The organism is Candidatus Izimaplasma bacterium HR1 (assembly GCA_000755705.1).
Lineage (GTDB): Bacteria > Bacillota_I > Bacilli_A > Izemoplasmatales > Izemoplasmataceae > Xianfuyuplasma.
In genome coordinates, this window is the sequence record CP009415.1 from 713,406 (window position 1) to 739,909 (window position 26,504).

Annotated in this window: 23 protein-coding genes; all 23 read left to right on the forward strand. The window is 31.5% G+C overall.

From position 1 onward, the window contains the following. Window positions 1-45: 45 nt before the first annotated feature. The 23 genes from KQ51_RS03605 to rfbA all read left to right on the forward strand — a co-directional run bounded on the left by KQ51_RS03605 (window position 46) and on the right by rfbA (window position 26,459). On the forward strand, window positions 46-1,344 hold the full coding sequence (locus KQ51_RS03605; protein ID WP_038469010.1) for a hypothetical protein: 1,299 nt from the start codon (window positions 46-48) through the stop codon (window positions 1,342-1,344). A gap of 68 nt (window positions 1,345-1,412) precedes the next feature. Further along, a complete protein-coding gene (locus KQ51_RS03610; RefSeq protein ID WP_052609138.1) occupies window positions 1,413-3,284 on the forward strand; it encodes a polysaccharide biosynthesis protein in 1,872 nt (623 codons plus the stop codon). Between the two features lie 112 nt (window positions 3,285-3,396). Next, window positions 3,397-4,014 carry a winged helix-turn-helix domain-containing protein gene (locus KQ51_RS03615; protein ID WP_038469011.1) on the forward strand — a complete coding sequence of 206 codons (618 nt, stop codon included), beginning with the start codon at window positions 3,397-3,399 and terminating at the stop codon, window positions 4,012-4,014. 11 nt (window positions 4,015-4,025) lie between these two features. After that, entirely contained in the window at window positions 4,026-5,159 is a 1,134-nt protein-coding gene (locus KQ51_RS03620) for a DegT/DnrJ/EryC1/StrS family aminotransferase (protein ID WP_038469014.1), read from the forward strand. Beyond that, complete coding sequence (locus tag KQ51_RS03625; protein WP_038469016.1) at window positions 5,152-5,718, forward strand: sugar transferase; 567 nt, start codon at window positions 5,152-5,154, stop codon at window positions 5,716-5,718. Before KQ51_RS03620 ends, KQ51_RS03625 begins: the two co-directional genes overlap by 8 nt. A gap of 14 nt (window positions 5,719-5,732) precedes the next feature. Then, window positions 5,733-6,992: an ATP-grasp domain-containing protein gene (locus KQ51_RS03630; RefSeq protein WP_038469019.1), complete on the forward strand. Its 1,260-nt coding sequence runs from the start codon at window positions 5,733-5,735 to the stop codon at window positions 6,990-6,992. Continuing rightward, complete coding sequence (locus KQ51_RS03635) at window positions 6,989-8,371, forward strand: MmgE/PrpD family protein (RefSeq protein WP_038469022.1); 1,383 nt, start codon at window positions 6,989-6,991, stop codon at window positions 8,369-8,371. Before KQ51_RS03630 ends, KQ51_RS03635 begins: the two co-directional genes overlap by 4 nt. Then, window positions 8,364-9,332, forward strand: coding sequence for an aldo/keto reductase family protein (locus KQ51_RS03640; protein ID WP_038469024.1), 969 nt, complete (start codon window positions 8,364-8,366; stop codon window positions 9,330-9,332). Before KQ51_RS03635 ends, KQ51_RS03640 begins: the two co-directional genes overlap by 8 nt. Beyond that, a complete protein-coding gene (gene aepY, locus KQ51_RS03645) occupies window positions 9,329-10,486 on the forward strand; it encodes a phosphonopyruvate decarboxylase (RefSeq protein WP_038469027.1) in 1,158 nt (385 codons plus the stop codon). Before KQ51_RS03640 ends, aepY begins: the two co-directional genes overlap by 4 nt. Continuing rightward, window positions 10,473-11,369 carry a hypothetical protein gene (locus KQ51_RS03650; RefSeq protein ID WP_038469030.1) on the forward strand — a complete coding sequence of 299 codons (897 nt, stop codon included), beginning with the start codon at window positions 10,473-10,475 and terminating at the stop codon, window positions 11,367-11,369. The genes aepY and KQ51_RS03650 overlap by 14 nt, the downstream gene beginning before the upstream one ends. An 18-nt stretch (window positions 11,370-11,387) precedes the next feature. Beyond that, window positions 11,388-12,524, forward strand: coding sequence for an HpcH/HpaI aldolase/citrate lyase family protein (locus KQ51_RS03655; RefSeq protein WP_038469033.1), 1,137 nt, complete (start codon window positions 11,388-11,390; stop codon window positions 12,522-12,524). An 18-nt stretch (window positions 12,525-12,542) separates the two neighbouring features. Continuing rightward, window positions 12,543-13,046, forward strand: coding sequence for a fumarate hydratase C-terminal domain-containing protein (locus KQ51_RS03660; RefSeq protein WP_038469036.1), 504 nt, complete (start codon window positions 12,543-12,545; stop codon window positions 13,044-13,046). Window positions 13,047-13,048: 2 nt separating this feature from the next. Beyond that, on the forward strand, window positions 13,049-13,918 hold the full coding sequence (locus KQ51_RS03665) for a fumarate hydratase (RefSeq protein ID WP_038469038.1): 870 nt from the start codon (window positions 13,049-13,051) through the stop codon (window positions 13,916-13,918). 10 nt (window positions 13,919-13,928) lie between these two features. Further along, complete coding sequence (locus KQ51_RS03670) at window positions 13,929-15,146, forward strand: glycosyltransferase family 4 protein (RefSeq protein WP_038469040.1); 1,218 nt, start codon at window positions 13,929-13,931, stop codon at window positions 15,144-15,146. A 2-nt stretch (window positions 15,147-15,148) separates the two neighbouring features. Further along, entirely contained in the window at window positions 15,149-16,171 is a 1,023-nt protein-coding gene (locus tag KQ51_RS03675) for a polysaccharide biosynthesis protein (protein WP_038469042.1), read from the forward strand. Continuing rightward, window positions 16,168-17,271 carry a polysaccharide biosynthesis C-terminal domain-containing protein gene (locus KQ51_RS03680; RefSeq protein WP_038469045.1) on the forward strand — a complete coding sequence of 368 codons (1,104 nt, stop codon included), beginning with the start codon at window positions 16,168-16,170 and terminating at the stop codon, window positions 17,269-17,271. The genes KQ51_RS03675 and KQ51_RS03680 overlap by 4 nt, the downstream gene beginning before the upstream one ends. A 2-nt stretch (window positions 17,272-17,273) precedes the next feature. Beyond that, window positions 17,274-18,389, forward strand: a complete 1,116-nt coding sequence (gene wecB / locus KQ51_RS03685; RefSeq protein WP_038469047.1) for a non-hydrolyzing UDP-N-acetylglucosamine 2-epimerase — start codon at window positions 17,274-17,276, stop codon at window positions 18,387-18,389. A 97-nt stretch (window positions 18,390-18,486) separates the two neighbouring features. Next, window positions 18,487-19,455 (forward strand): hypothetical protein, encoded by a 969-nt coding sequence (locus tag KQ51_RS03690; protein ID WP_038469049.1) that lies wholly within the window; start codon window positions 18,487-18,489, stop codon window positions 19,453-19,455. 199 nt (window positions 19,456-19,654) lie between these two features. Beyond that, a complete protein-coding gene (locus KQ51_RS03695; RefSeq protein ID WP_144242081.1) occupies window positions 19,655-20,686 on the forward strand; it encodes a hypothetical protein in 1,032 nt (343 codons plus the stop codon). Then, window positions 20,679-22,217: an oligosaccharide flippase family protein gene (locus tag KQ51_RS03700; protein ID WP_038469054.1), complete on the forward strand. Its 1,539-nt coding sequence runs from the start codon at window positions 20,679-20,681 to the stop codon at window positions 22,215-22,217. Before KQ51_RS03695 ends, KQ51_RS03700 begins: the two co-directional genes overlap by 8 nt. 26 nt (window positions 22,218-22,243) lie before the next feature. Continuing rightward, on the forward strand, window positions 22,244-23,512 hold the full coding sequence (locus tag KQ51_RS03705; protein ID WP_038469057.1) for an amidohydrolase: 1,269 nt from the start codon (window positions 22,244-22,246) through the stop codon (window positions 23,510-23,512). Between the two features lie 75 nt (window positions 23,513-23,587). Continuing rightward, window positions 23,588-25,510, forward strand: coding sequence for an NAD-dependent epimerase/dehydratase family protein (locus tag KQ51_RS03710; RefSeq protein ID WP_038469059.1), 1,923 nt, complete (start codon window positions 23,588-23,590; stop codon window positions 25,508-25,510). Window positions 25,511-25,592: 82 nt separating this feature from the next. Next, on the forward strand, window positions 25,593-26,459 hold the full coding sequence (rfbA, locus tag KQ51_RS03715) for a glucose-1-phosphate thymidylyltransferase RfbA (protein WP_038469061.1): 867 nt from the start codon (window positions 25,593-25,595) through the stop codon (window positions 26,457-26,459). The last annotated feature ends 45 nt before the right edge of the window (window positions 26,460-26,504 follow it).

A 26,504-nucleotide genomic window follows, 5' to 3' on the forward strand; every position in this document is an offset into this window, starting at 1 on the left:
ATTTTAGGGATGTAATTACATTATAATGATTGAAGGAGAATGAGTATGGAACGAGAAATTAGTTTAAAAGAACTATTTGATGTTATATGGAAAGGTAAATGGATTATTGGTATTGCAGCCGTTGCAGCGTTTGTTGTAGCTGCAGCTGGTGGTTTTATTTATGACAGTACACAATCTAAAGTTAGTACTATTGTTACTATGCAATGGGATGGAGTAGCAGATGGAGAATATCCGGATGGTTCTAGATTTGAGTATTCTACAGCTATTCAACCACATGTAATAACTTTGGCTTTAGTAGAAGAAGAGTTAAGTTATAATGCAAACGAAGTAAGAAATGTAATGACACTTACTCCAATTGTACCAAGTGATGTTTTGACTCAGATTCAAGTGGCTATTGAAAATGGGGAGGAACTTACATATTACGCTACTAACTACAGACTTACTTTAGATAATGGAAGTTTAGGTATTAGTGTTCAAGAATCCGTAGATTTAATTAATGAAATTGTAGAACAGTTTAGAGCTGATTTTGAGCGAAAATATATCCATCAAATGACTATTCTAGACTTTACTGATACAGATTATGATGATTATGATTATTTAGATATTTATGATATCTTAGATGTTCAAGTAAAAGCTATTGAATCATTGATGGAACCTAGAAGTGATGTTAATTTTACATCAGAATTGGGATACACTTTTAATGATATTTTGGTAAGAACTGATGTCTTATCAAGAATTGAGTTAACACAAATTATTACTAGAACTAATAACTACCTTTTAACTAAAGATGTGGATTATTTAATTGCTAATTATAAGTATAAAGTAGAGCAAGCTGAATTTAATTTAAGCAAGGCTACTGCAAAAGGGTTAGAAATTCAAGGACTGGTAACAAATTATAGGGAAATCAATAATATTTTAATACCTGGATTAGATGTTGAAGGTATTGAAGTTGATACATATTATAGTGAACTAGTAGCAAATTTAGTTGAATTACAAAATGAAATTGCTGAGTTAACTTATGATATAGAGTATTATGAACTACAAATTTCTCGTCTTGAGGGTACTGATGGTGATTTTAATGTAACTCCTCAACAACAGGCCGATGAAATAGTAATTGTGGAAAGAAATATTACAGATGCTGATGATAAATTGGCAGTTATTGTTAATGATGCGAATATCCTACTTGTAGAATATAATACATTCTTAACAAGCAATGTAATTAAAACTTTGATGGCACCTGAGTATCAATCAAGTGTAAGTGTTGTAATGATAAGTGCTATCGGATTAGTTTTGGGTGCTGGTATAGGTGCTGTTGTAGTTTTATTTAAACATGACTGGAACTAATTAAAATGGTTAGCATGTGCTAACCTTTTTGTTTAGTATATATTATAGAATAGAATAAGGGTGATTATATGAAATTCTTACAAGAAAGAACAAATGATTTTATAAAGAGGTTAAATATTAAGACAATAGCACTGTTTTTTATTGATGCAGTTGCTATTGGTATTTCATTTTTTATAGCTCTTCTTGTTAAAAATGATTTAAATATATCAGTTGAACTTATTAATTCCTTTTTTAGCGAACTACCAATTATTATTTTAATATATTGGGTTGTTTTTGAACTGTTTCAAATGTATAAGTCGTTATGGGATTTTGCAGGATTTGAGGAAGTTATAAAAGGGGTAATCGCAAATGTGGTAGCAACAATAATTGCTTATCTTCTAGTCCGTTTGATATTTAGCGACCATTTGTCTTTTGGATTCTATCTTACAGCATTATTTATCGCAGCTTTTTTCACATTATCAACAAGAATGTTTTATAGAATACTAAGAGTTTTTAAGAAACTATTTGAGTACGAAGATCAAAATATGAAAGCCTTAATAGTTGGAGCCGGGAGTGCGGGTTCCTTAGTTTTGAAGGAAATTCAAAAGAATATGAAATTTGAGAGTATGATTATAGGATTTTTAGATGATGATGAAACTAAACAAGGGAGATCAATTCATTCTGTTCCGGTATTAGGAACAATAACTGATGCTCAACATATAATCTCGCAATACAATGTTAATATTGTTTATGTAGCTATTCCAAATGCGTCTAAAAAAAGAGTCTCAGAAATTCTAAATGTTCTTGAGAGTGCATCTGTGCAAATTAAATTGTTCCCTCCTTTTTATGAAATGATGATTGAAGGCGGTTCAAATGTAACTCTTAGAGATATTAGAATTGAGGATTTATTGGGTAGAGAAGAAATACAACTAGAAAAAACTGGAATACGAGAATACATTGATTCGAAAATTGTAATGGTTACTGGTGGTGGTGGATCTATTGGTTCTGAATTAGTTAGACAACTTAGAGGGTTCAATCCATCAAAAATTGTAATTATAGATATGTATGAGAATACTACTTATGATTTACAGCAAGAACTTGAAAGATTATATCAGAGTAACAAAGTTAAACATAAACCTGAAATTGTAGTGCGAATTGCAAATGTTAGAGACTTTACAAGAATAGACGAAATTATGAATGAGTTTAAGCCAAATGTTGTTTTCCATGCCGCAGCACATAAACACGTACCTCTAATGGAAATTTCACCAAGAGAAGCTTTGAAAAATAATGTTTTGGGAACATATAATGTTGCATTGTTATCTGATAGCTACTCAGTTGAGAAATTTGTTTTGATTTCTACTGATAAAGCTGTAAGACCAACGAATATTATGGGAGCTAGTAAAAGAATAGCTGAGAAAATTGTAATGTCACTAAATCAAAACTCAAAAACAGAATATTCTGCAGTTAGGTTTGGTAATGTATTAGGATCTAACGGATCAGTTATTCCTTTGTTTAAAAAGCAAATATTAGAGGGCGGTCCAGTAACGGTTACACACCCTGAAATCACTAGATTTTTTATGACAATCCCTGAGGCATCTCAATTGGTAATTCAAGCTGGAGCATATGCTCAAGGTGGAGATTTGTTTGTATTAGATATGGGAGAACCTATTAAGATAAGGGATTTAGCAGAAAAAATGATTCGATTATCTGGACAAGAACCGCACGTAGAAATGAAAATCGAATTTACAGGTTTGAGACCTGGTGAAAAAATGTATGAAGAGCTGTTAATTGATTCTAGTACTATAACAAAAACAACAAACAATAAGATATTCATTGAGAAGAATAATAATGGATTTACTGAAACTTTGGATAACGTTATTAGTTTGAAGGAGACAATAAATCACATTGATGTAATTAAATTTGTTAAAGAAAATGTAAGAAGTTATATTGGAAAGAAATAGATTAGTTTATTTCTTTCTTTTTTTTGTAAAAGTTACCTTTTTAGGTTGTTTTTATATTAATATTATTGTAGAATATAATTATTCGGTAATCGAACAATTCGCGAGGTAAATAATGACAAATACATTCTTTAAACCAGCTCCTAATTACAAGGAGTTTCAAATTCTAGATTTAATAGAGAAAAATGAAAAAATCACTCAAAGGTATATAAGTGATTTTTTGCATATATCAGTTTCTATGGTTAATAGTTATTTGAAGAACTATGAGGAACTTGACTATGTTAGACGTGAATACGTAAATTCTAAGGTAGTATTTTATTTTTTAACTAGAAAAGGTGTCAGCAGGAAAAAGTATTTAAATATTGGGTTCCTTAAATCCGCTCAAAAAATTTATGAAATGGCTAAAAAGAATATTGATAGTTTTGTACTAGGTATTTCAAAAAAAGGTTATCGTAATATATATTTCTATGGTGCTGGAGAAGTAGCTGAAATTTTATTGGGTTCAATAATACTAGAACATGCTGATAGAATTAGGATTATTGGAGTAATTGATGATGATATTAATAAACAGGGTAAACTATTGCAGGGCATAAGAATATGTAGTAATGAAGTATTGTTGGACAAAACGTTTGATGCTATTGTAGTTTCTAGTTTTACTAACCAGAGAGAAATTGAAGAGAAATTAAAACAACTTAACATAAGTAAGAAAAATATAATTAAATTTTTTAGATAAGAGGGAATATAATGAAAAGAGTTTATTTGGCTTCTCCTCATATGAGTGAAGAAGGATATGAAATGGAATACGTTGAACAAGCATTTGATACTAATTGGATTGCTCCCCTTGGACCAAATGTTGATGGATTTGAGAAGGAGTTCCAGGATTTAGTTGGTTCTCCCTGTGCTCTAGCTTTGGCTTCTGGAACTGCTGCTATTCATTTGGCTTTGAAAGCTTCTAATGTTAAAAAAGATGATGTAGTTTTGGTTCAAAGCTTAACTTTTGCAGCAACAGTAAATCCAATTTTATACGAACATGCTACACCAGTATTTATAGATAGTGATAAAGATACGTGGAATATGTCTGTTATTGATTTAGAAGAAGCTTTGAAAAAATATCCAAACGCAAAAGCTGTAATTGTTGTGCATTTATATGGGTTAATAGCTCATATAAATGAAATTGTTAACCTGTGTACGAAGTACAATGTAACTTTGATAGAAGATGCTGCAGAATCGTTGGGTTCTACACATGAAGGTAAACATCCAGGAACATTTGGGGATTTTGGAATTTACTCCTTCAATGGCAACAAAATCATTACAACTTCAGGTGGTGGTATGCTAGTTTCAAAACATCCTAAGAAAATTGAAAAAGCTAGGTTTTGGGCTACTCAATCTAGGGATCAAGCTAGGCATTATCAACACTCCGAAATTGGATATAACTATCGTTTAAGCAATGTTTTAGCCGGGATAGGTAGAGGACAACTAAAGGTGTTGAACAAAAGAGTTGAAAAGAAAAATTTCATTTATAATTACTATAAAACGAATTTAAGTGGATTAAAGGGAATTGATTTCATGCCAATTCTTGAGAACTCAAAATCAAACTGTTGGTTAACTTGTATGATATGTGAAGGAAATGTTAAACCTATTGATGTGATTATGAAATTGGAAGAACATAATATTGAAGCTAGACCTTTGTGGAAGCCCATGCATCTACAACCGGTATTTAAGAATTATGATTTTATTGGAACGGGTATTTGTGAAGGACTTTACAACCAAGGGGTATGTTTACCGTCAGATACAAAAATGAGTGAAGAAACACTTAAGCTTATTTGTAGTTTAATTGTTGAATTATACAAAGAAAATAGAAGTGCTAATAATGAGTAGGAAAATATATCTATTATTTAAAAGAGTCTCAGATATTCTTGTTTCTCTCATTGGAGTAGTCATATTACTTCCTTTCAATTTAACTATCGCTATTGCAATCAAAGTTTTAATGCCAGGACCAATATTTTTTCTACAAGAAAGAATAGGGAAAAATGGTAAGAAATTCATGATTGTGAAATATAGATCCATGAAAGTAGATAAATCACTAGAAAATAGAATTGATACTTCAAAGGATATTGAGCGAACTACAAGGTTAGGGAAGATTCTCCGTAGAACAAAAATTGATGAAATTCCTCAATTGCTAAATGTTTTAATGGGAGACATGAGTTTAATAGGACCGAGACCAACGATTGAAAGACAAGTTAAGAAATACACCGTAGAACAAATGCATAGATTAGATTTAAAACCAGGAATGACGGGGTTAGCACAGGTAAGCGGAGGAACAAAAATATTATGGGAAGAAAGAATTAATATAGATTTAAAATATATAGAAGAGGCTTCAATAATTTTAGATATCAAAATACTCTATAAAACAGTTCTAACTGTTATAAAGGGATGAAACTGAGGATTAATATGAAAAAAGCAATTGTTTTATGTGGAACAAGACCGCATATTGATTTAATAAAGAATCTAAAGAAAAGAGGATATTTTACAATTCTTGTAGATTTTGCTGAACATCCAATAGCAAAAGAATTTTGTGATCTACATATTGTAGAGGATGCATTTAATAAGGATAAGGTTCTAGAAATAGCATTAAATAACAATGTAGATTTAGTTATCAGTGTTGCTGCAGATCAAGCGTATATTGTGGCTGCATTTGTCATGGAGAAATTAGAAAAGTACAGTCCAGTAAAGAGTTCTCTTTGTGAACTGATTGCTGATAAAACATACATGAAGAAGTTGATGTATGATTATAAGATTCCAACAGCTAAATATATTGTGTTAGACAATCTAACTCATAAGGCTATCAAAGATATGAGATATCCTCTTATTGTAAAACCTGTTGATACATACGGTTCAAAAGGTGTTCGAAGAGCAGATGATTATGCTACTTTACTGGAGTATTTCAATTTAGCACTCAAATATTCAAAAAAGAGAAATGTAGTTGTTGAGGAGTTCATTGAAGGAATAGAAATTGGTATGGATTGCATTGTTAAAAATGGAGTACTAAATGTTATAACTACCAGACAAAGAGTGAAAATTCTTAATAGTGAAGATAAAACTCAGCAAATATACGGTTCTATTTGGCCTGCTAAATTACCTAAAGATATTAATGAAAAAATTCACGAAACAATACAAAATTTAGTTGATGCATTGAGTCTTTCTAACTCAGCTATTATGATACAATTAATCTTAACAAATACAGGTGATTTATCTATTATTGAGTTTGCATTACGCATTGGTGGTGGTGAGAACTTCAATGTAATAAAATTAGGAAAGAATTTTGATATAATCGACACAATGATTGATATGTATTTGAGAGAGGATTTTAATACCGATTGCGAGGATTATAAAAATTATCTCTCAGATAATATTATTTATTGTAAGCCTTCTATTTTTGGGGAACTTAGTTTTAGAAATTCAAAAATCCCAAATAATGTTATTTCATTTACACTTCACAAAAAGAGAGGGGATAGAATTATTCATGATTTAACAAGTAGTAATAGGGTTGGAACTTTTGTGTTGAAGGATAGCAGGATTGAAGGTTTACTATCTCAAATTCTAAACTTATATACACAATTTGACGTTATAGATATATCTGGGAATTCTATTTTACTAAAGGAAATGTACATGAGAGGCGTAAAAATTTTTGAGGAAGGTAAAATACAATGAGAAATTTAACAAAAGACTTTCTTAAAAGAAATTTGGGATATATTGATCGTGAAATTAAAACGAAAGATTTGTATCAGTGTAGAAAAATTATTTTGGATTATATTGGTGTTACTTATTTAGGTAGCAGATTGATCAATGATAAGATGAAAGAGTTTATAAAACGACTCGATAAAAGTGATTCGAAATCTTCTTTGATTGGATACAATAAAAAAACATCTATGGAGGATACAGCATTCATTAATGGATTTTCTGCTCATGTAGCAGATTATGACGATGGATCGAACGCTGGTATTATTCATTTAGCTGCTCCAATTTTATCATCATTGATGGTTCTTTTGGATAATGAGGAAGTAAGTTCGATTGATTTTTACAGAGGAGTTATTTTTGGGTATGAAATTGCATATAAACTTGCTAACTCAATTCAACCTTTTCATAAATTGAGTGGATATCATGCTACCGGAACCTGCGGTGCTTTGGGAGCAACTGTTGCACTATGCGTTGCTGCTAAAACAAGTTTTTCACAAATGGTGAATGCTTTTACTTTGACAGCGATTAATACATCTGCAACTTTGAAGGTTTTAGAGGGAAAATCAGAACTTAAACCTTTAAATGTTGCCAGAGCATCTTCACTAGCAATTAATTCATTCAAGTTCTCAAATTGCATGTTTGATACTCCTGATGATATACTGAGTGGTGATTTTGGTTTTCTTAGAATGATGAGTTCAAAGGTAGATTTAGAACAGTTATTTTTGGAGAATGGATTAGCAATAAACAAGACATATATCAAAGTACATGCATCATGTAGATATACTCATCCAGCAATAGATGCTGTTTTAAACTTGAAAAAGGAACATGGCTTGGATAATAAAGTTATAAAAAAGGTAAAAGTCGAAACGTATTCATTAGCTGTGAAAAATCATGACCATACAGTTATTGAAAGTTCTGGTTCGGGTAGAATGAGTATACCTTATTGTGTGTCTATTGCACTCAATTGTGGGAATGCAACGTTTGACAAATTTGAAGAACAGTATATACAAAACAATGATATAAAAAGTTTAACAGAAAAAGTGGAAGTTCTATCTTCAACTGAGTATTCTGATGAGTTTCCATTAAAGCAAATAGCTAAAGTAACTATCTATATGATAAATGGCTCAAATATAAGTGATATAGTTGATTTTCCACTCGGTGAACCGGAAAACCCTGCCACTATCGAGAATATAATTGAGAAGTATAATAACAATATGAAAATCATTAACATACCTCAGAAACATATTGAAAACCTTAGTTTTCAAATTTTGAATGATAATCTAAAATTAGCAGATTTATCTAAATGTATTAGAAGAATAAACTCTTTGATTGAGGAGGATATACATGAGTAAGTATGGAAATTTGGTCTTGGGAACGATGACTTTTGGAGAAAAAGTAGATTTAAAGCAAAGTTTCAAAATGATTGATTACTTTGCTGAGCAAGGTGGGCAAATATTAGATACTGCTTATGTTTATAATGATGGTCTTAGCGAGGAGTTTCTCGGAAGATACCTGAAACAATCAAAAAACAGTCTTATAATCGCCACAAAAGTAAATCCGAGAGTAACTGGCTCTTTAGATAGAGAAGCGATCATTATGCAAGTAGAAGAGTCTTTGAAAAGGCTGCAATCAAGGCAAATTGATTTGCTATATATACATTTTCCGGACAGAAATACTTCTCTTGAGGAGATTTTAAGTACATGTAATGATCTATTTGTAATTGGAAAAGTTAAAAGCATTGGTTTAAGCAATTTTTCTGCTGAAATGGTGCAAGATGTTTGTGATTTATGTGAAACAATGGATTGGGTAACACCATCTGTTTATGAAGGAATGTACAATGTATTTGCTAGAAAAGTAGAAAAAACTCTATTTGATACTTTACGTAAGAATAAAATGAAATTCTATGCTTATAACCCTTTAGCAGGAGGGTTATTAAGTGGGAGATATGACAACTTTGAAGAAGATATTAAAACTGGTAGATTTGCAAATAGACCAAATTACAAAAACAGATATTGGAAAAAAGAGAATTTCATAGCATTAAATGAATTAAATGAAGTATGTAAAAGATATAATATTGGAATTCGAGAAATGGCATACAGATGGCTAGCTCATAATTCGTATTTATCACAAAAAGATGGTGATTCTATCATTTTAGGGGCTTCTAATGTAGAGCAATTGAAAGATAATATTTGCAGTTTATCTAAGGGGGATTTACCTTTAGAAATTGTAAGTGTTATTGATAAAGTCTGGAAGAGAATTTGTGATTCAAGTCCTGAATATTATAGATATGTAAATTCTGAGGTGAAAAAATGATTGATTTAAGAAATTTTATTGAACAATTCAGGAATGAGAATATTGATTTCTATACTGGCGTACCTGATTCATTGTTAAATGATTTTTGCTTACACCTTCAGAGTAGTTTTGAAATAAAAAATCATGTGTTAGCAGCTAATGAAGGGAATGCAATAGGGATAGCATGTGGAAATTACTTATTGACTGGGAAAGTTCCAGTTGTATATATGCAAAATTCGGGAATTGGAAATGCGTTAAATCCATTGATTTCCCTAACATCAAAAGATGTATATTCAATCCCATTAGTATTATTAATTGGGTGGCGTGGCGATCCAAGTATTAAGGATCATTTACATCATAGTCTACAAGGACAATTGACACCAGTTTTAATGGAAAATATCAATATTCCTTATAAAATTTTAGAAAATGATGAATCTAAAGTTAGTAGTATTATTTCCTGGGCAAAAAATACTGCAATAGAGAATAGCTCGCCCGTAGCAATAATTGTCAAAAAAGGTGTTCTATCCAAGAAAGTTAAGATTGAGAAGAAATATGTTGATGAATCTGTAGATTTTACAAGAGAAGAGGCTATGAAAAGGGTAATTGATTTATTACCTAAAAATACAATTTATGTAGCTACAACAGGTAGAGCTGCTAGAGAACTATATCATATTCGGAAGAATCAAGGTATTAAACAAGAATTCGATATACTGAATGTAGGTGCTATGGGGCATGCTTCTTCTATCGCACTTGGGATTGCTATTTCTGACCCAAAGAGATTAGTAGTGTGTTTTGATGGAGATGCTTCAGCAATAATGCATATGGGTTCAATGACAATTAATGCAAGTGTACAAGAGTGTAATCTGCTACATATCGTTCTAAACAATGGGGTACATGAATCTGTTGGTGGACAAAAATCTGTTGGACAAATGATTGATTTTACAAATTCTGCAAAGAGTTTTGGATACAAGGTATGCAATAATGAGATTAAGAGTAACGATGGATTAACAAAACAAATATCATTATTTAAATCTGTGTCAGGACCTAAATTTATGGATCTATGGATTAAACCGGGTATCCGAGAGGATTTACCACCGTTTGAGGCAAATTTAATGCAAGTTAAAACGAATTTTATGAAAAAAAATGTAATGGAGGAATCTAATGAAGGTAACTAGAGATTTTTTAAAGACAATTAACCAACCAAATGGAGACTTATACGATTTACCTACATCAAAAAAAACCTTTAAGGATGGAGCTCAATATCGTTTTGAAGTCCCTGGAATTCAGGGCCCAAAACCTATGAAGGTTTTATTAGAAGAATTACAAAGACTTGATATTCCAATTCATAGAATTACTCAGACCAAAGGTATTATGATGTTAACAGATGAAGAAATTAAAGAAATGGTCTCTCTTGCATCAAAGTGGGAAGTGGATTTAGTTCTTGCTGTTGGTCCAAGAGCAACTTATGATACCAGCGCTTCTGTACACACTGTTGAAGGTGTAAGAATGGGATATCGATTACGAGGGCAAGAACAGATAGTTCGAGCTGTTGAAGATGTTAAAAGGGCTATCAAACTTGGTGGAAGATCCTTTTTAGTATATGATGAAGGTCTTTTATGGTTGCTCAATAAAATGAGGAGTAATCTTGATATTCCAAAAGAATGTAAATTCAAAGTATCTGCACATATGGGACATGGAAATCCATGTTCAGCAATGTTATTACAAGAAATTGGAGCTAATTCTTTTAATCCTGTTAGAGATATTCAATTGCAAATGCTAGCAGGAATACGTCAAGCTATTGATATTCCAATTGATATTCATACTGAGAATCCCAAGTCTACAGGCGGATTTATAAGACATTATGAAGTACCTGAAATGATTAGAGTAAGTGCACCTATATATTTGAAAACAGGAGGATCTGTGGCAAAAACTCATAGTTGGGATACTACTGAAGCTGATGCTATTAAAAGAGCAAAACAAGTTCAGCTAGTTAAGCGTATGATAGATGAATACTATCCAGAGGCGAAATGTTCAAAAATGGGGTCTATTGGATTATAAGAATGGAGAGCGACATTTATGAAACATCATAGTAAAAGTAATGTTCAATTTGTGGTTGAGCCACAAAAGTTTAATAAGTATTCTAAGAAGGAGTTTCTTCAATATTGTTTGGGAGCGACAATGTATATGCCTGGAACAAAGAAATTCTTAAGTAAGATCCTAACTAGTAGATGGCCTGAGTTAACATCAATGGTTATGTGTTTTGAAGACTCTATAGCTGAGAATCAAATAGATGAGGCAGAAGAAAATGTACTAGACTTTTTGAAGCAGTTATCTGATTTGATTGAATCTAATAAGTTTGATGCTAATCTTGTACCTTTGATAGTAATAAGGGTAAGAAACTATCAGCAATTCGTATCATTCTCAGAGCGTTTAACAAAAAGTCAGGTAAAGCTGCTCACCGCATTTAATTTTCCAAAGTTTTCAAGTGAAAATGCATCATTATATTTAACTCAATTGCGCCGTTTAAATGATAAGTTTGGTGAGATAATTTACGGTATGCCTATTTTAGAGAGTGAGGATATTGCGTTTGTGGAAACAAGAATTGGCGAATTAATGAAAATTAAGGTTCAATTAAATATTCATAAAGAGCTAATATTGAATGTACGTGTCGGAGGTACAGACTTCTCTTCCTATTTTGGTGTGAGAAGGGGAATTGACTATACAATTTATGATATTATAACTGTGAGAGACTGTTTAGCAGATATAATTAATATTCTTGGAAGAGCTGATGGATACATTCTATCTGGACCTGTTTGGGAGTATTTTTCTGTGTCAGAGAATATGAAAATTGAGGACAATCTTCCTGAACGTCTTCAAAAATCATTTTTTACTAGAACTCCCTTTATCGATGATGCTGTTGATGGTCTTATTCGAGAGATAATCCTTGATAAAGCAAATGGATTTATTGGAAAGACCGTGATTCATCCTTCTCATGTCAAGTATGTTAATTCTTTATTCACTATTACTAGAGAAGAATATGAGGATGCTCTTCAAATTACTGAGAATGACGGTGGAGTTGTTAAGAGTTCTAATAGTAATAAGATGAATGAAATTAATCCTCATATGAATTGGGCTAGAAAAACTATATTAAAAGCAAGAGCCTATGGTGTAGTAGAAAGTGAGAAAGATTACTTCAAATTATTTTGGAGTTGATTTTGATGGAATCTAAAAATGAAGAAGATAAAGTTACCTTTTAGTGAAGAGGATATTAGAGATTTAGAAGTTGGAGATATGTTATTGCTATCAGGAAAAATTTTTACTGGAAGAGATGCAGCTATACCGAAACTTGCTAAGATTATTAGAACTAACAAAATTGACACAAGTCAGTTAGAATTGACTGGAAGTGTTGTTTTCCATACAGCAGTTAGTAATGCTGGTATTGGACCAACTTCTAGCAATAAATTTGAAATAGAATCAAATATGGAAGTATTGTCATCGGCGGGTGTCAAAATGCATTTAGGGAAAGGCCGATTATCTGATAACACTGTGAGTACACTAAATCACAATAATTCCGTTTACGCAATAATACCTCCTGTAACTGCTTTACTAGAAAGTAAAATAAAGTCCAAGAGAGTAGTCGCTTTTGAAGAAGAAGGTATTGAAGCTTTGCATGAACTTATAGTTATTGATTTTCCGGCAATAGTTGTGATTGCACATGGAAGAAGGTTAATATAAATATGGAAGAGAAAAATAGGATTAAATCAATCATCGAACAGGTCTCAAAGGGTGTAATACAAGCAGGAACTACATTCAGTTCAAAAAAAGTGCAATTGTACGAAGAATATATGAGCAATGAGAAAAATGATCTGTCTAAATGGGTGATTCGAAATATTTTAGATAATGAGAAAGTTGCTAGAAATACACAATTTAATCTTTGCGATGATACAGGAATTCCTCACCTTATTCTTGAAATGGGTGAAAAAGCAGTTTTAACAACTGAGTATCTAGAAGCAATACAAGAGGGATTAGCCACAGGTTTGCGTAGGTTACCTGGTCGACCTATGGCTGTAAAAGGGAATGAAGTTGAGCGGGTGGAGCAATCAAAAGGATTATTTGAAGATCCAGCAATGATGGTATCTGCTCCGATTATGATTGTGAAATCGAAAATAAAACAATTGAGATTACACATTCTATTACAAGGGGGAGGGCCAGAAATTAGATCGAAAACTTATAGGGTTTTTCATAAACACTCTTATAATAATGTAATAGATGAGATTATTAAATGGGCAAAAGAAGAAGTATCAAATTTGGGTTGCACTCCTTGCATTCCTTGTATTGGAATAGGAAGATCACACTATGAAGCGACAGCAATGATGTTATTGTCTATGATTGAAGGAAAGTTTGATATTCAATCCGATACTGAAACAAGAATAACAGAAGAAATAAATAGGTTAAATGTAGGACCTTTAGGTCTGGGTGGTAACACTACAGCCATTGCAACTTTTCTGAAAACAGGCCCACAAAGAGCAAGTGGAGTCAGAATAGTATCATTGAGGTTAAGTTGTAATGTTGAACCACGATTGTCCTCGATTGATATAAAGGTCTAAGGGAAAGTGTATGAATATACTATTTTTGACAATGTCAAACCTGTCAGACATCAATAATCCTAATAACAGAGGATTATATATCGATTTGGTTAGGGAGTTAAGAGATAAAAAAAATAACGTTTTTGTAGTTTCGCCTATTCAAAAAAGGTTTAATAAGGATACGAAGTACCATCAGTTTGGAAATATAAGTGTTTTAGAAGTGAAAACGGGTAATTTGACGAAAACACCCTCAAAAATCGAGCGAGGATTATCATTAATATTCTTGCAAAGATTATATTTAAAAGCAATGAAGAAATATTTTAGATCCATTGATTTTGACTTGATAATCTATTCAACTCCTCCAATTACCTTCTCAAAAATAATTAGAAAGTATAGAAAGAGGAATAAAGCTAAGACATATTTGATGTTAAAAGACATTTTCCCGCAAAACGCAGTTGATTTAGGGATGTTAAAGAAAAAAGGATGTATTTGGCGATATTTTAGAAGAAAAGAGATAGAATTATACAATTTATCTGATTATATTGGATGCATGTCTGAAGCGAACAAGCACTACTTAGTGAAACATAATTGCTTCGTTGATGCTCGTAAAGTGGAAGTTTTTCCTAATGCAATCAAACCAATAGATAGAGTTTCTGAGAAATCCAGAGATGTTTTAGAGAAATATTTGATACCAAAGGAACAATGCATATTTTTGTATGGGGGGAACTTAGGGAAGCCACAAGGGCCTGATTTTCTTATAGAGGTTATCAAAAATTTTGAGAAAGTAAATGGTGGTTTCTTGGTTATTGTTGGGAATGGTACAGAATTTAAAAAAATTCAAGAAACTATGATTGATAGTAATATTCGTAAAGTATTATTACTTGAAAGACTAAGCAAACTAGAATATGATTCGTTAGCTGCAAGTGTAGACGTTGGACTTATTTTCCTAGATCAAAGATTCACAATTCCTAATTTTCCATCAAGATTTAATTCTCTATTAGAAAATGGTTTACCTGTTATTGCTGCAACTGATAATGTAACTGACATGGGAGAAGTTATTGTGAGTAGCAACTGCGGGTATTGGAGTCTTGCAGGAGAAATTGATGATTTTATTGAGAATTGCAATAGAGTTAGTATGGATAAGGATCTAAGAATAAAGATGGGAATTAACTCCATAAAACTATTAAAAAGTAATTACAATATATCTAATACAGTTGGAATCATGTTAAATCATATGAAAGAGGTGTAACAATGTTTGAAGGAAAAATATTACTAATAACCGGTGGAACTGGATCTTTTGGAAACGCTGTTATGAGAAGGTTTCTTAACACAAGTATTAAAGAAATAAGAATATTCTCTAGAGATGAGAAGAAGCAAGACGATATGAGAAAAAAATATAATAATCCTAAGCTTAAATTCTATATTGGTGATGTAAGAGATGCGTCAAGCATCGTACCTGCAATGATAGGAACTGACTTTGTTTTTCATGCAGCAGCTCTAAAGCAAGTTCCATCTTGTGAGTTTTTTCCCTTAGAAGCTGTGAAAACAAATATATTGGGGACAAACAATGTTTTGGATACGGCGATTGCGTATAAAGTTAAGAAAGTTATTTGTCTGTCTACTGATAAAGCCGCATACCCTATAAACGCAATGGGGATTTCAAAAGCTATGATGGAAAAAGTGTTTGTTGCAAAATCTAGGAATATCGACCCAAAGAAAACACTAATCTGCGGAACTCGATATGGTAATGTGATGGGATCTAGGGGTTCTGTGATTCCTTTGTTTATTTCTCAGATTAAGAAGAATAAACCATTGACTCTTACCAATCCGGATATGACAAGATTTATGATGAATCTTGATGAAGCAGTTGAACTGGTCATATTTGCTTTTCAACACGCCAAATCAGGAGACATAATGGTGCAAAAAGCACCAGCTGCAACAGTAGAAGTACTTGCAAAAGCATTATTGGAGTTGTTTAGTTCTGATTGTAAATTAAAAGTAATTGGAACAAGACATGGTGAAAAACTCTATGAGACTTTGCTGACAAAAGAAGAGAATTTTGCAGCCACTGATATGGGGGAGTATTTTTGTATTCCAGCAGATACAAGAGATTTAAATTATGATAAGTTCTTCAAAGACGGAAATGAGGAATTACTAGAAATTCAGGACTATCATTCTCACAATACAAAAAGACTTTCAATTAACGAGATGAAAGAGAAACTATTAGAATTAGATATAGTAAAGGAAGAACTTATAGGGTGGGAAACAAAATGAAGGTTTTGATTACAGGTAGCAAAGGTTTCATAGGTAGTAACCTATATGTAAACTTAAAAGATGAATATGATGTTTTATGTTTTGATATAAATAACACTTTCGACGAATTGCTAGAAATGATTGAAAAGGCAGACTTTATTATTCATTTAGCAGGTGCTAATAGACCGAAAAGTAAAGCAGACTTCGCAATAGTAAATAGAGATTTGACTGAAATAATAGTGAATCACATTAGGAAATTGGAGAGAAATATACCTATAATATATACTTCTAGTATTCAGGCAACAATAAATAATGATTATGGGAAGAGTAAGAAAGAGGCAGAGGATATACTCATAAAATATAAAGATGAAACAAATAATAACATATATGTGTATCGCCTTCCAAACCTTTTTGGAAAGTGGTCTAGACCAAATTATAACTCTGTAGTTTCTACATTTTGTCATAATATAGCAAATGATTTACCAATTCAAGTTAACGATAGTAGTTATGAAATATCTCTTGCATATATAGATGATGTGGTTATGAGTTTTAAAGAGAAACTTGTTGAGAAGTACAATGAAATTAATAGTTTTTATGAAATTAAAGAAGTGTATACTGTAACTTTGGGGAGTTTGGCAAGAACTCTCAAACAGTTCAAATTGTCGAGAGATGATAGAGGTTTACCCAATTTTGATAATGACTTTGAGAAGAAATTGTATAGCACTTACTTAAGTTATCTAAACAAGAATGATTTCTCATATAATCTGACAAGACACTCTGATGAAAGAGGTTCATTTACTGAGATTATTAGAACTAAATCAAAAGGACAGTTCTCTGTCAATATAATCAAACCTGGTGTTATTAAGGGGAATCACTGGCACAACACTAAAAATGAGAAATTTCTTGTTGTTGCAGGAGAAGGTGTAATTAGATTTAGAAATGTACTAGATACTGAAATCATTGAGTACTTTGTATCTGAATCTAAGTATGAAGTATTGGATATTCCAGTTGGGTATACACATAATATTGAAAATTTAGGAGCATCAAATATGGTTGTTTTTATGTGGGCTAATGAAGCTTATGATAAAGATAATCCAGATACATATTATTTGGAGGTATAAGGATGAAAAAGATGAAAATAATGACAGTCGTTGGGACTAGACCAGAGATAATTAGATTATCTATGGTCATTAAAAAACTTGAAAAGTATTCAGCTATAAAACATGTTTTGGTTCATACAGGACAAAACTACGATTATGAATTGAACGAAGTCTTTTTTAAAGATTTCTCCTTACGAAAACCTGATTATTTCCTTGAAGCTGCTACCGGTAAACCTATGGAAACCATAGGGAATATTTTGATTAGTTTAGATCCGATTCTAGAAGATGAGCAACCGGATGCAATACTTATATTAGGCGATACAAATAGTTGTTTAAGTGCAATTGCAGCTAAGAGAAGACATATACCGATATTTCATATGGAAGCTGGGAATAGATGTTTTGATTTAAGAGTTCCTGAAGAGACAAATAGAATGATTGTGGATCATATCGCTGACATAAATCTTCCTTATAGTAATATAGCAAGAGAATATTTGTTGAGGGAAGGACTATCTCCTGACAAAATTATTAAGACAGGAAGTCCTATGTATGAGGTAATCACAAATATGAGATCTGAAATTGATCAGTCAGATATATTAGACGAACTGAATCTAGTAGAAGGGAAGTATTTTGTGATTTCGGCTCACAGAGAGGAGAATATAAAGTCTGATAGAAATTTTTATAATTTAGTTGACAGTATAAACGAAATAGCTAATAAGTATGAGTATCCTGTTATTTTCAGTACTCATCCGAGAACAATGAATCGTATTAGGAAAGTTGGCATAAAGTTCCATGATCTTGTTAGGAACATTAAGCCGCTAGGATTTAATGATTACATAAATCTTCAGATTAACTCTTTTGCAGTACTAAGTGATAGTGGGACTATTAGTGAGGAAACGTCAATCTTGAATCTTAACGCATTAAATATTCGGGAAGCACATGAACGACCTGAGGCTATGGAAGAGGGTGCTGTTATGATGGTTGGTCTCGAAAAGGAGAGGATTCTTCAGGGATTAAGTATTATAGGTGAGCAAAAAAATAGAAAGCATATCATTGTCAAAGATTACGAAGTTCCGAATGTTTCTGAGAAGGTAGTGAAAATAATCCTTTCATATATTAACTACGTTTCAGTGGATTTGTAAAATGGGTATTGTGTTGATATGTCCCTCTAATCGAAGTGTTATGCCATATTTATCGAACTATTTAGAGCTGCTAGATAATAATGAAGTGGAGTATTCGATGATTATTTGGGACAGACTCTATGAGGAAGAAAAATCGGAAAAGAGGATTTTGTTCAGAACAAGTCAAAAGTCGTATAGGCAGTCGCTTTTTGGATATATTAGGTATTCATTGTTTGTGAAGCAAGTTTTAAAGAGAAAAAAACCAAAGAAGGTAATCGTTTTTGGTATTCCTTTACTTGCTTTTATGTGGAGATATCTGTGCAAACATTTTACGGACAGATTTATTGTAGATATCAGAGATTACCATAAATCTTTAGGTAGCATAAATATGCATAAGATTAATAAAAGTGCATCAGCTATTGTTATCTCATCTGAGGGATTTAAGAAGTGGCTACCAAACGGAAATTATATTGTATCACACAATTCTTCACTTTTTGGGATGTTCAATGCAACAGAGTATAGGCTTAATGAGTTTGATTTTAAATCAAAAATAAATGTATCATATATAGGTGCAATTAGGGATTCTCAAATAAATAGAGAGTTGATTAACAATTTATCAGATTACTCACAATTCTCTGTCCATTATTATGGCTTCGGGTTTGCCACTAAAAATCTAAGTGAGTTTGTTAATGATAAACAGATTAAGAATGTTCGTTTTTTTGGGAGATATGACAATAATAATGTTGATAGAATATATGAGGAATCTGATATAATTAATATCCTAATTCCAAAGACCAATACAAATAGTCTTACTTTGATGCCGAATAGGTTATATAATGCGGTGTTGTTTTGCAAACCTATAGTTTGTCTAAAAGGAACATTTGTAGCAGAGGTTGTGGAGGAATATAGACTTGGACTTGTTGTTGAAGACTTCAATTGTTTGGGAGACAGGATGATTGAGTACATAAATGGTTTAAAGGAAACTGAATACATGATAAATAGAGATAAATTCATAAGTAAAGTTATGCACGAGGATTCAATTTTTAAGAACTTTGTGGTGGATTTCTCAATAGAAAAGCAGATGTGATTGTATGAGTAATGTGATGAGTATAAGCAAAATGAAAATTGGTAGATTTACTAAAACTGAGTTTTTGTTTTTTGTGATTCTATTTATTATTTTTACACAGCAAGTGCCTTATCTAAACGCATCAGTATATAGTTTTCTAAGAAATATTTTGTATATACTATTGTCGGTTTCTATCCTTTTTTCTCTCAGAAAGTTTAGAATGAAATCTAGCAATGCTTTTTTAATTCTTTTTAGCTTTGTAGTTGTATATAGTATCATCATCGGAGTATTAGCATATGGTACAAATTCATCATTTGGAATAATAAATTTTGTTATTCCCTTTGGTATATTTATTTATAGTTACGCTAACAGTGTGAATAGGCAAAAACTTCGTATCTATCTAAGAACTTATGTATTTCTGTGTGTACTGTTATCATTATCAATTATTCTATATAGCGGAACGGGATTTACAATAACTACAACATATTTTCTTCCTACAAAGAATCAAGTTGGACCACTTATTGGCTATGGAGCTATAATTTCAATTTTTATATTGTTCTTTCCTTCTAAATTAGGGTTTAGGACTTCTAAAGTGCGTAGTCTTTTGTATCTATCTTTATATTTATTTTTGATTCTAACTATCTTGATAATTAGAAATAGAAGTGGATTTCTAGCCTTGTTTTTGGTTACATCTATTCTTTCAGTTATTAGACTTTTGAAAGTAAGAAAGGTAATGTACATAGGAATATTGATTGGAATATGTTTAACTACATTGTTTGGATTGTTTGTCTTTGGATATTTGGGTGAAATCTTTAATTTTGTCTATGATGCATTGTTTCTAAATTATGATATTTCTGATTTAAATTCTATTTCTGCAGGTAGAATTAAGGGATACATTGAGGGGATTTACTACATTAAAGACAATTACTTACTTGGTGAGATAACTGGTCCTATACTAAACTATACACCACATAATTATGTTATAAATCTAATCACTGAGATTGGTGTTTTTCTATCTATACCTATTATGATTTTTTATGTAGTCTTGTGGATTGCAGTTCTGAAAGGACTAATGATATCAAAATTAAGGAATTCTAGTTTTCTGTTGCTATGTGGTATTTTGCTTTTAGCACTAATTATTAGTGTTTTTGAGTATACTTATCCATATGGACCTGGTGTAGCACAATTCATGTTATGGTATTTATACGGTAATCAAAATAGAAGCTTGAACGAGGTAGGCAATTATGAGTAACGATCTTGAGAAAAGAAGTACAAAGACTATAAAAAAAGGAGCTATTGTAGCGTATGCTTCTGTTATTTTCAGTATAGTTTCTAGACTCATATATACTCCTTTACTTATATCACATTTAGGACAAGTTGATTATGGATTATATTCCTTGGGGCTTTCTCTAATAACATTCCTAATGCTTGATTATGGATTAAGTGATACAGTTTCCAGATACTTGTCAAAGTATCGTGCTGAAGGAAATCAAGAACAAAGTGGTAACTTCCTTGGTATAATTGTTAAATTGTATGTATTTATAGATATACTACTGATAGGTATACTTTTTATAGTTTTCTTTAACCTTGAGTCAATCTACACTCAACTTACATTTGAAGAGATTCAAAGGTTTAAGACACCCTTTATTCTTGTTGCTTCTTATGGAGTAATAAGTTTTGCATTTATTCCCCTAAACGGAATCCTTTTGTCCTATGAGGAATCGTTTTTACTTAAAATATGTGGTCTGTTTCAAAAGGTTTTTCTTGTTGTTTTTATAGTTGTATTTTTATTCTTTGAACAAGACCTATATATTATGATTCTGGCTCCTATAATATCTGGATTAATATTAATAATTTCAAAAGTTATTGTTTTTATTAGGAAGATTGATGTTAAGATTAATGTTTTGTTTTTTGATTTGAAACTATTTAAGGAAATCCTGTTATTCACTTTTTGGACTTCAATAATTGCGGTTTCAGTTCGTATGGTACCAATTTTATCACCATCATTAATTGGTGCTTGGGTAGGTTCTGTAAGTATAACAATATATTCAATAGCAAGTGGTATAGAGAATTATGTCTATACTTTTGCTAATGCAATTAACGGAATGTTTTTACCTAAAATATCTAGGCGAGTAATAATGCAGAATGGAAACCAGTTGGTTACGGATTTAATGATTAAGGTTGGTCGGATTGTGTTACTTATTGTTACTCCAATTTATATCGGATTACTTCTTTTAGGGAGGGATTTTATTTCCTTGTGGGTAGGAAATGAGTATGCATTATCTTACTACCTTTTAATGTTGATTTTGATACCTGGGTATGTATATCTACCTCAACAAATTGGGAATGCAGTGGTTCTTGCGAAAAATAAGATTAAACATAGTGCTATTGTACAATTAATTGTATTTGTAATATTTATTATACTGTCAAACATTCTTATGACTAGATTTGGTGTTATAGGTATTGGATTCTCAATATTGATTTCTAATACTATTAGAAATATTCTGATGAATGTACTTTTTTATAAGTATTGTGGAATCAATGTGCGTAGGTTTTTTGCTAGTGTTCATTTTAAGTTTATTATTCAAAGTCTCATTGTAACTGTGCTCTCATATTCCTCATTCTTCTTATTTTCAGGTATTTCATGGATGAGTATTGTTATTAAGGGAGCAATAATAGTTACATTATATTTCTTGGTTATGTGGTTTTTTGGAATCAACGAGACTGAGAAAGGATTTGTATTGAAGACAATGAAAAGGATTGTAAGGAAAATAATTAGTTAATTCATATGAGAAAATGAGGTGAAAGAATGTCCAGTAATTTTTTTTATGATTCACACCTTCATCTATTAGGCCTTGGATACATTCAATCTATGCTCGATTTATCCGAGTTCGAGAGTATTGAAGATATAGTTGGAATTAGGACTGATAAAGCTATAATATTGGGTAGAGGTTGGCATCAGTCTAATTTCAAAGAGAAGAGGTATATCAACAAGAAAGATCTCAATAGGATTACTACAGTCAAGCCTGTTATTTTTACACGTGTTTGTGGACACGTTTTAGTATGTAATGACAAGGCACTGGAGATTGCAGGTATAAATGAATCAACACCTCAAATTGAAGGAGGTACTTTTGATTATAAGACCGGTATCTTCACAGAAGATACTTTAATTTTAATCAATAAAATAGTACCTAAGCCTTCAAAAGAAGATATCAAAGAGTACTTTGTCAAAGGTAATAATTTACTATTAAACCACAATGTCACAAAATGTGCGTCAGATGACTTCAGTACATTGAATGTATCTTATGAATTGATAATTGAATGTTTAGAGGAATTATATAGTGAAGGAAGAATGAAAGTGAATCTTTATGAGCAAGTAAATCTACCTTCCAAGGAATTGCTTTTAGATTATATTAGTAAAGGGTATCATATTAAAAAGTTTAATGGTTTTAGAATGGGACCACTAAAACTCTTAGCTGATGGTAGTTTAGGTGGGAGAACAGCATATCTTAGAGAAGATTATGCTGATGATCCTGGTAATAGAGGAATAAAAGTCTTTAAGGATGAGGAATTGGAAAAACTTATCTATATTGCTGATAGTAATAATATTGATGTAGCTATTCATGCCATTGGAGATGGTATGATAGATATAGTAATTGATTCTATTGAGAAATCAATTAATAAAACAAAAAGGTTTGATCATAGACACTCAATCATCCATGCACAGTTAGCAGATAGACTTCAAATTAAAAGGATGAAGAAGTTAGGAATAAATGTTATTGTTCAACCTATATTCTTAAATAGTGATATTGCTATAATAAAAGAAAGATTAGGCGAAGAAAGAGCGAAAGAAACATACCTATTTAAAACAATGTACAATGAAGGTATCAAAGTTGGCTTTAGTACTGATGCTCCTGTTGAAGGTGTTAGTCCAGAAGAGAATATCTATTGTGCTATGAATAGAAGAAGTATTAAGAATCCTGAGTTGGGAGAGTTTTTACCTGAAGAAAAATTCACATATGAAGAAGCTATAGAGTGTTATACGACTAGTAATTTATGGTTGTCTTACGATGAATAAGAACTGTCCTTTGGACAGTTTTTTATTTATTACAAATAATATGCTATTATAGAATTATAAAAAAGGAGGGTTAGAATGAGAAAAATAGTTGCTGGTATTTTAAGTGTTGGAAGTGGTATAGGACAATCTGTAGTAGATTCTTGTCTTAGATCTAATCTAAATTTATTTACTGTGGGACTTAGTAACTCTCACCTATCATATGGGGGCTTTTTATGTGATAAGTTTGATATTATTCCTGGTGTTAAGGAAGCAAAATATTTAGATGTACTAATTGAGAAATGTTATGAATATTCTATTAATGTTTTGATACCAGGTCTAGATTTTGAAGTCTTAGTTTTATCTAGGAACAAGAAAATCTTTGAAGACAAAGGTATAAAAATAATCGTAGCTGATCACAGTTTTGTGAGTGTTGTCAGAGCCAAGAAGGATTATGCGAGTGTATTTAGCAATTTTTGCTGTCACTTTGTAAAATCATTTTCTACCACTGAATTGCAAAATGAAGAAATTCAATTTCCAGTCATTTGTAAACCAAATGAAGGTTCAGGATCAAATGGTGTTAGTATCATATTTAATAAAACTGAAATTAATAGAGATAATGATAATTACTTCTATCAGGAAATTGCATTTCCTGAGTCGTTAGATGAAAACTTTGAGTTGTATTGTCAAAGTATTGATAAAGGAGTTATTTGTCAAATTTCGGAAATATCAGCTCAGATAGTAGTTGGTAAGAATGGAAATGTTTTAGGAAGAATGTGTACTAAGAATGAATTGAAGAATGGCGTGCCTATTAAAATGATTCCATATGATGATAAAAAAGTATGGAAAGTTATAGATGAGTTGCTACCATCATTTATCTCATTAGGGTACTCAGGACCATTAAATATACAAGGAAGATTAACAGATGAAGGATTCAAAATATTTGAGATTAATGCTCGATTTACTGGTATTACAGGATGGAGATCTATGGTGGGATTTAACGAAGTTGAACATTGTATTTTGGATGTTTTGAACTTGCCTAATAATAAAATATTACCTTTAGAATTCAGTTACAATAAGTGTGGAGTGAGACAAGTAGAAAATATGGCTTTATTCATTAAAAAAACTAAGAAACTAGAAGCAATATTAGTTACTGGTGGTAATGGGTATTTGGGAAACTTGTTAGTGAAGGAATTATTGGATTTTGGTCATAAAGTTTATGTTTATGATTTCAATGCAAATAATCTTGTTGAGTCAGATAGACTAGTGTTCTTGAATGCTAATGAGACATCAGTTAATGAGATTCCTTTTCAATTAATTGATGCTATAATACATTGTGCTTTTGCAAGACCTTTCAAATCAAACGAACAAATTGCACAAAGTATCCGTTTATCGAAAGAATTAATCAAGAATACAGTTTTAAGGCAAGTACCAGTTTTTGTAAATATTTCCTCAAAATCAGTTTATAGAACTGATAGAATAGTTAGCGTCAAAGAACAAGAACAAGTAAGCCCAGAATCAATTTACGCAGAAGCAAAATATGCTGTAGAACAGATGTTAGAATTAGCATCAAGTATTAGACCTACATTTAAATATACATCGTTAAGACTAGGATTCCTTTTTGGCCCATCTAAGGGCATAGTTCCTATAGATTTTATATCTAGGATTACAAGCAACATTTATTCAGGAAAACCTATAAAAATAGTAAATGGTGGTAATCGTTTTAATGGGTTAGACGTTCGAGATGCTACTGAGGGAATAATAAGATTGTTAAGTACATCGAGTAGCGAATGGAATAAGATTTACAACTTTGGTGCACCGAACTCTTATTCATATGAAGAAGTAATAAGAAGAATAACTGAAATCACTGATTCTAGCATTGAACCCGAGGTTGATGTAAACTTGAACCCTGGCTATAAAACTCAGGAGATTGATTCTAAATCTTTTTATGATTTACTTTCATGGAAGCCAAAACATAAATTAGAACAATCTTTAATAAGACATATTGAAATGATTAAATAAAACCACATGTTCTTAACATATGGACAAGTAATAAATAGTATAGTATAATCATAAAGGAAACTTAAACAAAGGAGATTTGATTATGAAAGGTATTGTGCTAGCAGCAGGTGCAGGAACTAGACTGTACCCAATAACTAGAAGTGTTAATAAACAATTATTACCAATATATGATAAACCAATGATTTATTATCCTATAAGTACTCTTATGGAGATTGGTATTCAAGATATCCTACTAATAACAAGTGAAAGAGAACAAGATAACTTTAAACATTTATTAGGTGATGGTTCACAATTTGGTATTAAAATGAATTATGCTATTCAATATGTACCAAAAGGAATAAGTGATGCTTTCATCATCGCTGAAGAATTCATCGGTGACGATGAATCAGTATTGATCTTAGGAGATAATATCTTCTATGGTGAATCACTAAGAAAGAATCTGGTAAACGCTAAAGAGAACTTAAGAAACGGATATAGCACAGTATTTGGATATAAAGTAGATGATCCTGAAAGATTTGGAGTAATTGAGTTTAATGATAAACAAGAAGTAGTGTCATTAGAAGAAAAACCTACAGAACCAAAATCTAATTATGCTGCTACCGGGCTTTATTTTTATACTCCAGGGGCTACTAATAATGCGAAAACATTGAAACCATCAGCGCGTGGTGAAATTGAAATAACTGATTTAAATAAGATATACTTAAATGAAGGAAACCTAAAATGCGAATTAATGGGTACCGACATTAATTGGATAGATACCGGGACATACGATAGTATGTTAGAAGCATCTATCAAAATTAAAGCCTATGAAGAGGGAACTTCTAAGAAAGTTGCACAATTAGAAGAAATAGCTCTAAGAAAAGGATACTTATCAAACGATAATTTAAAAGAGATTGCTGATAATATGATTAAGTCAGGTTATCAAAAACAATTAACGAAGTTATTATAAATCAAATACCCATTGAGAAACTCAATTGGTATTTTTTTGTTTTAT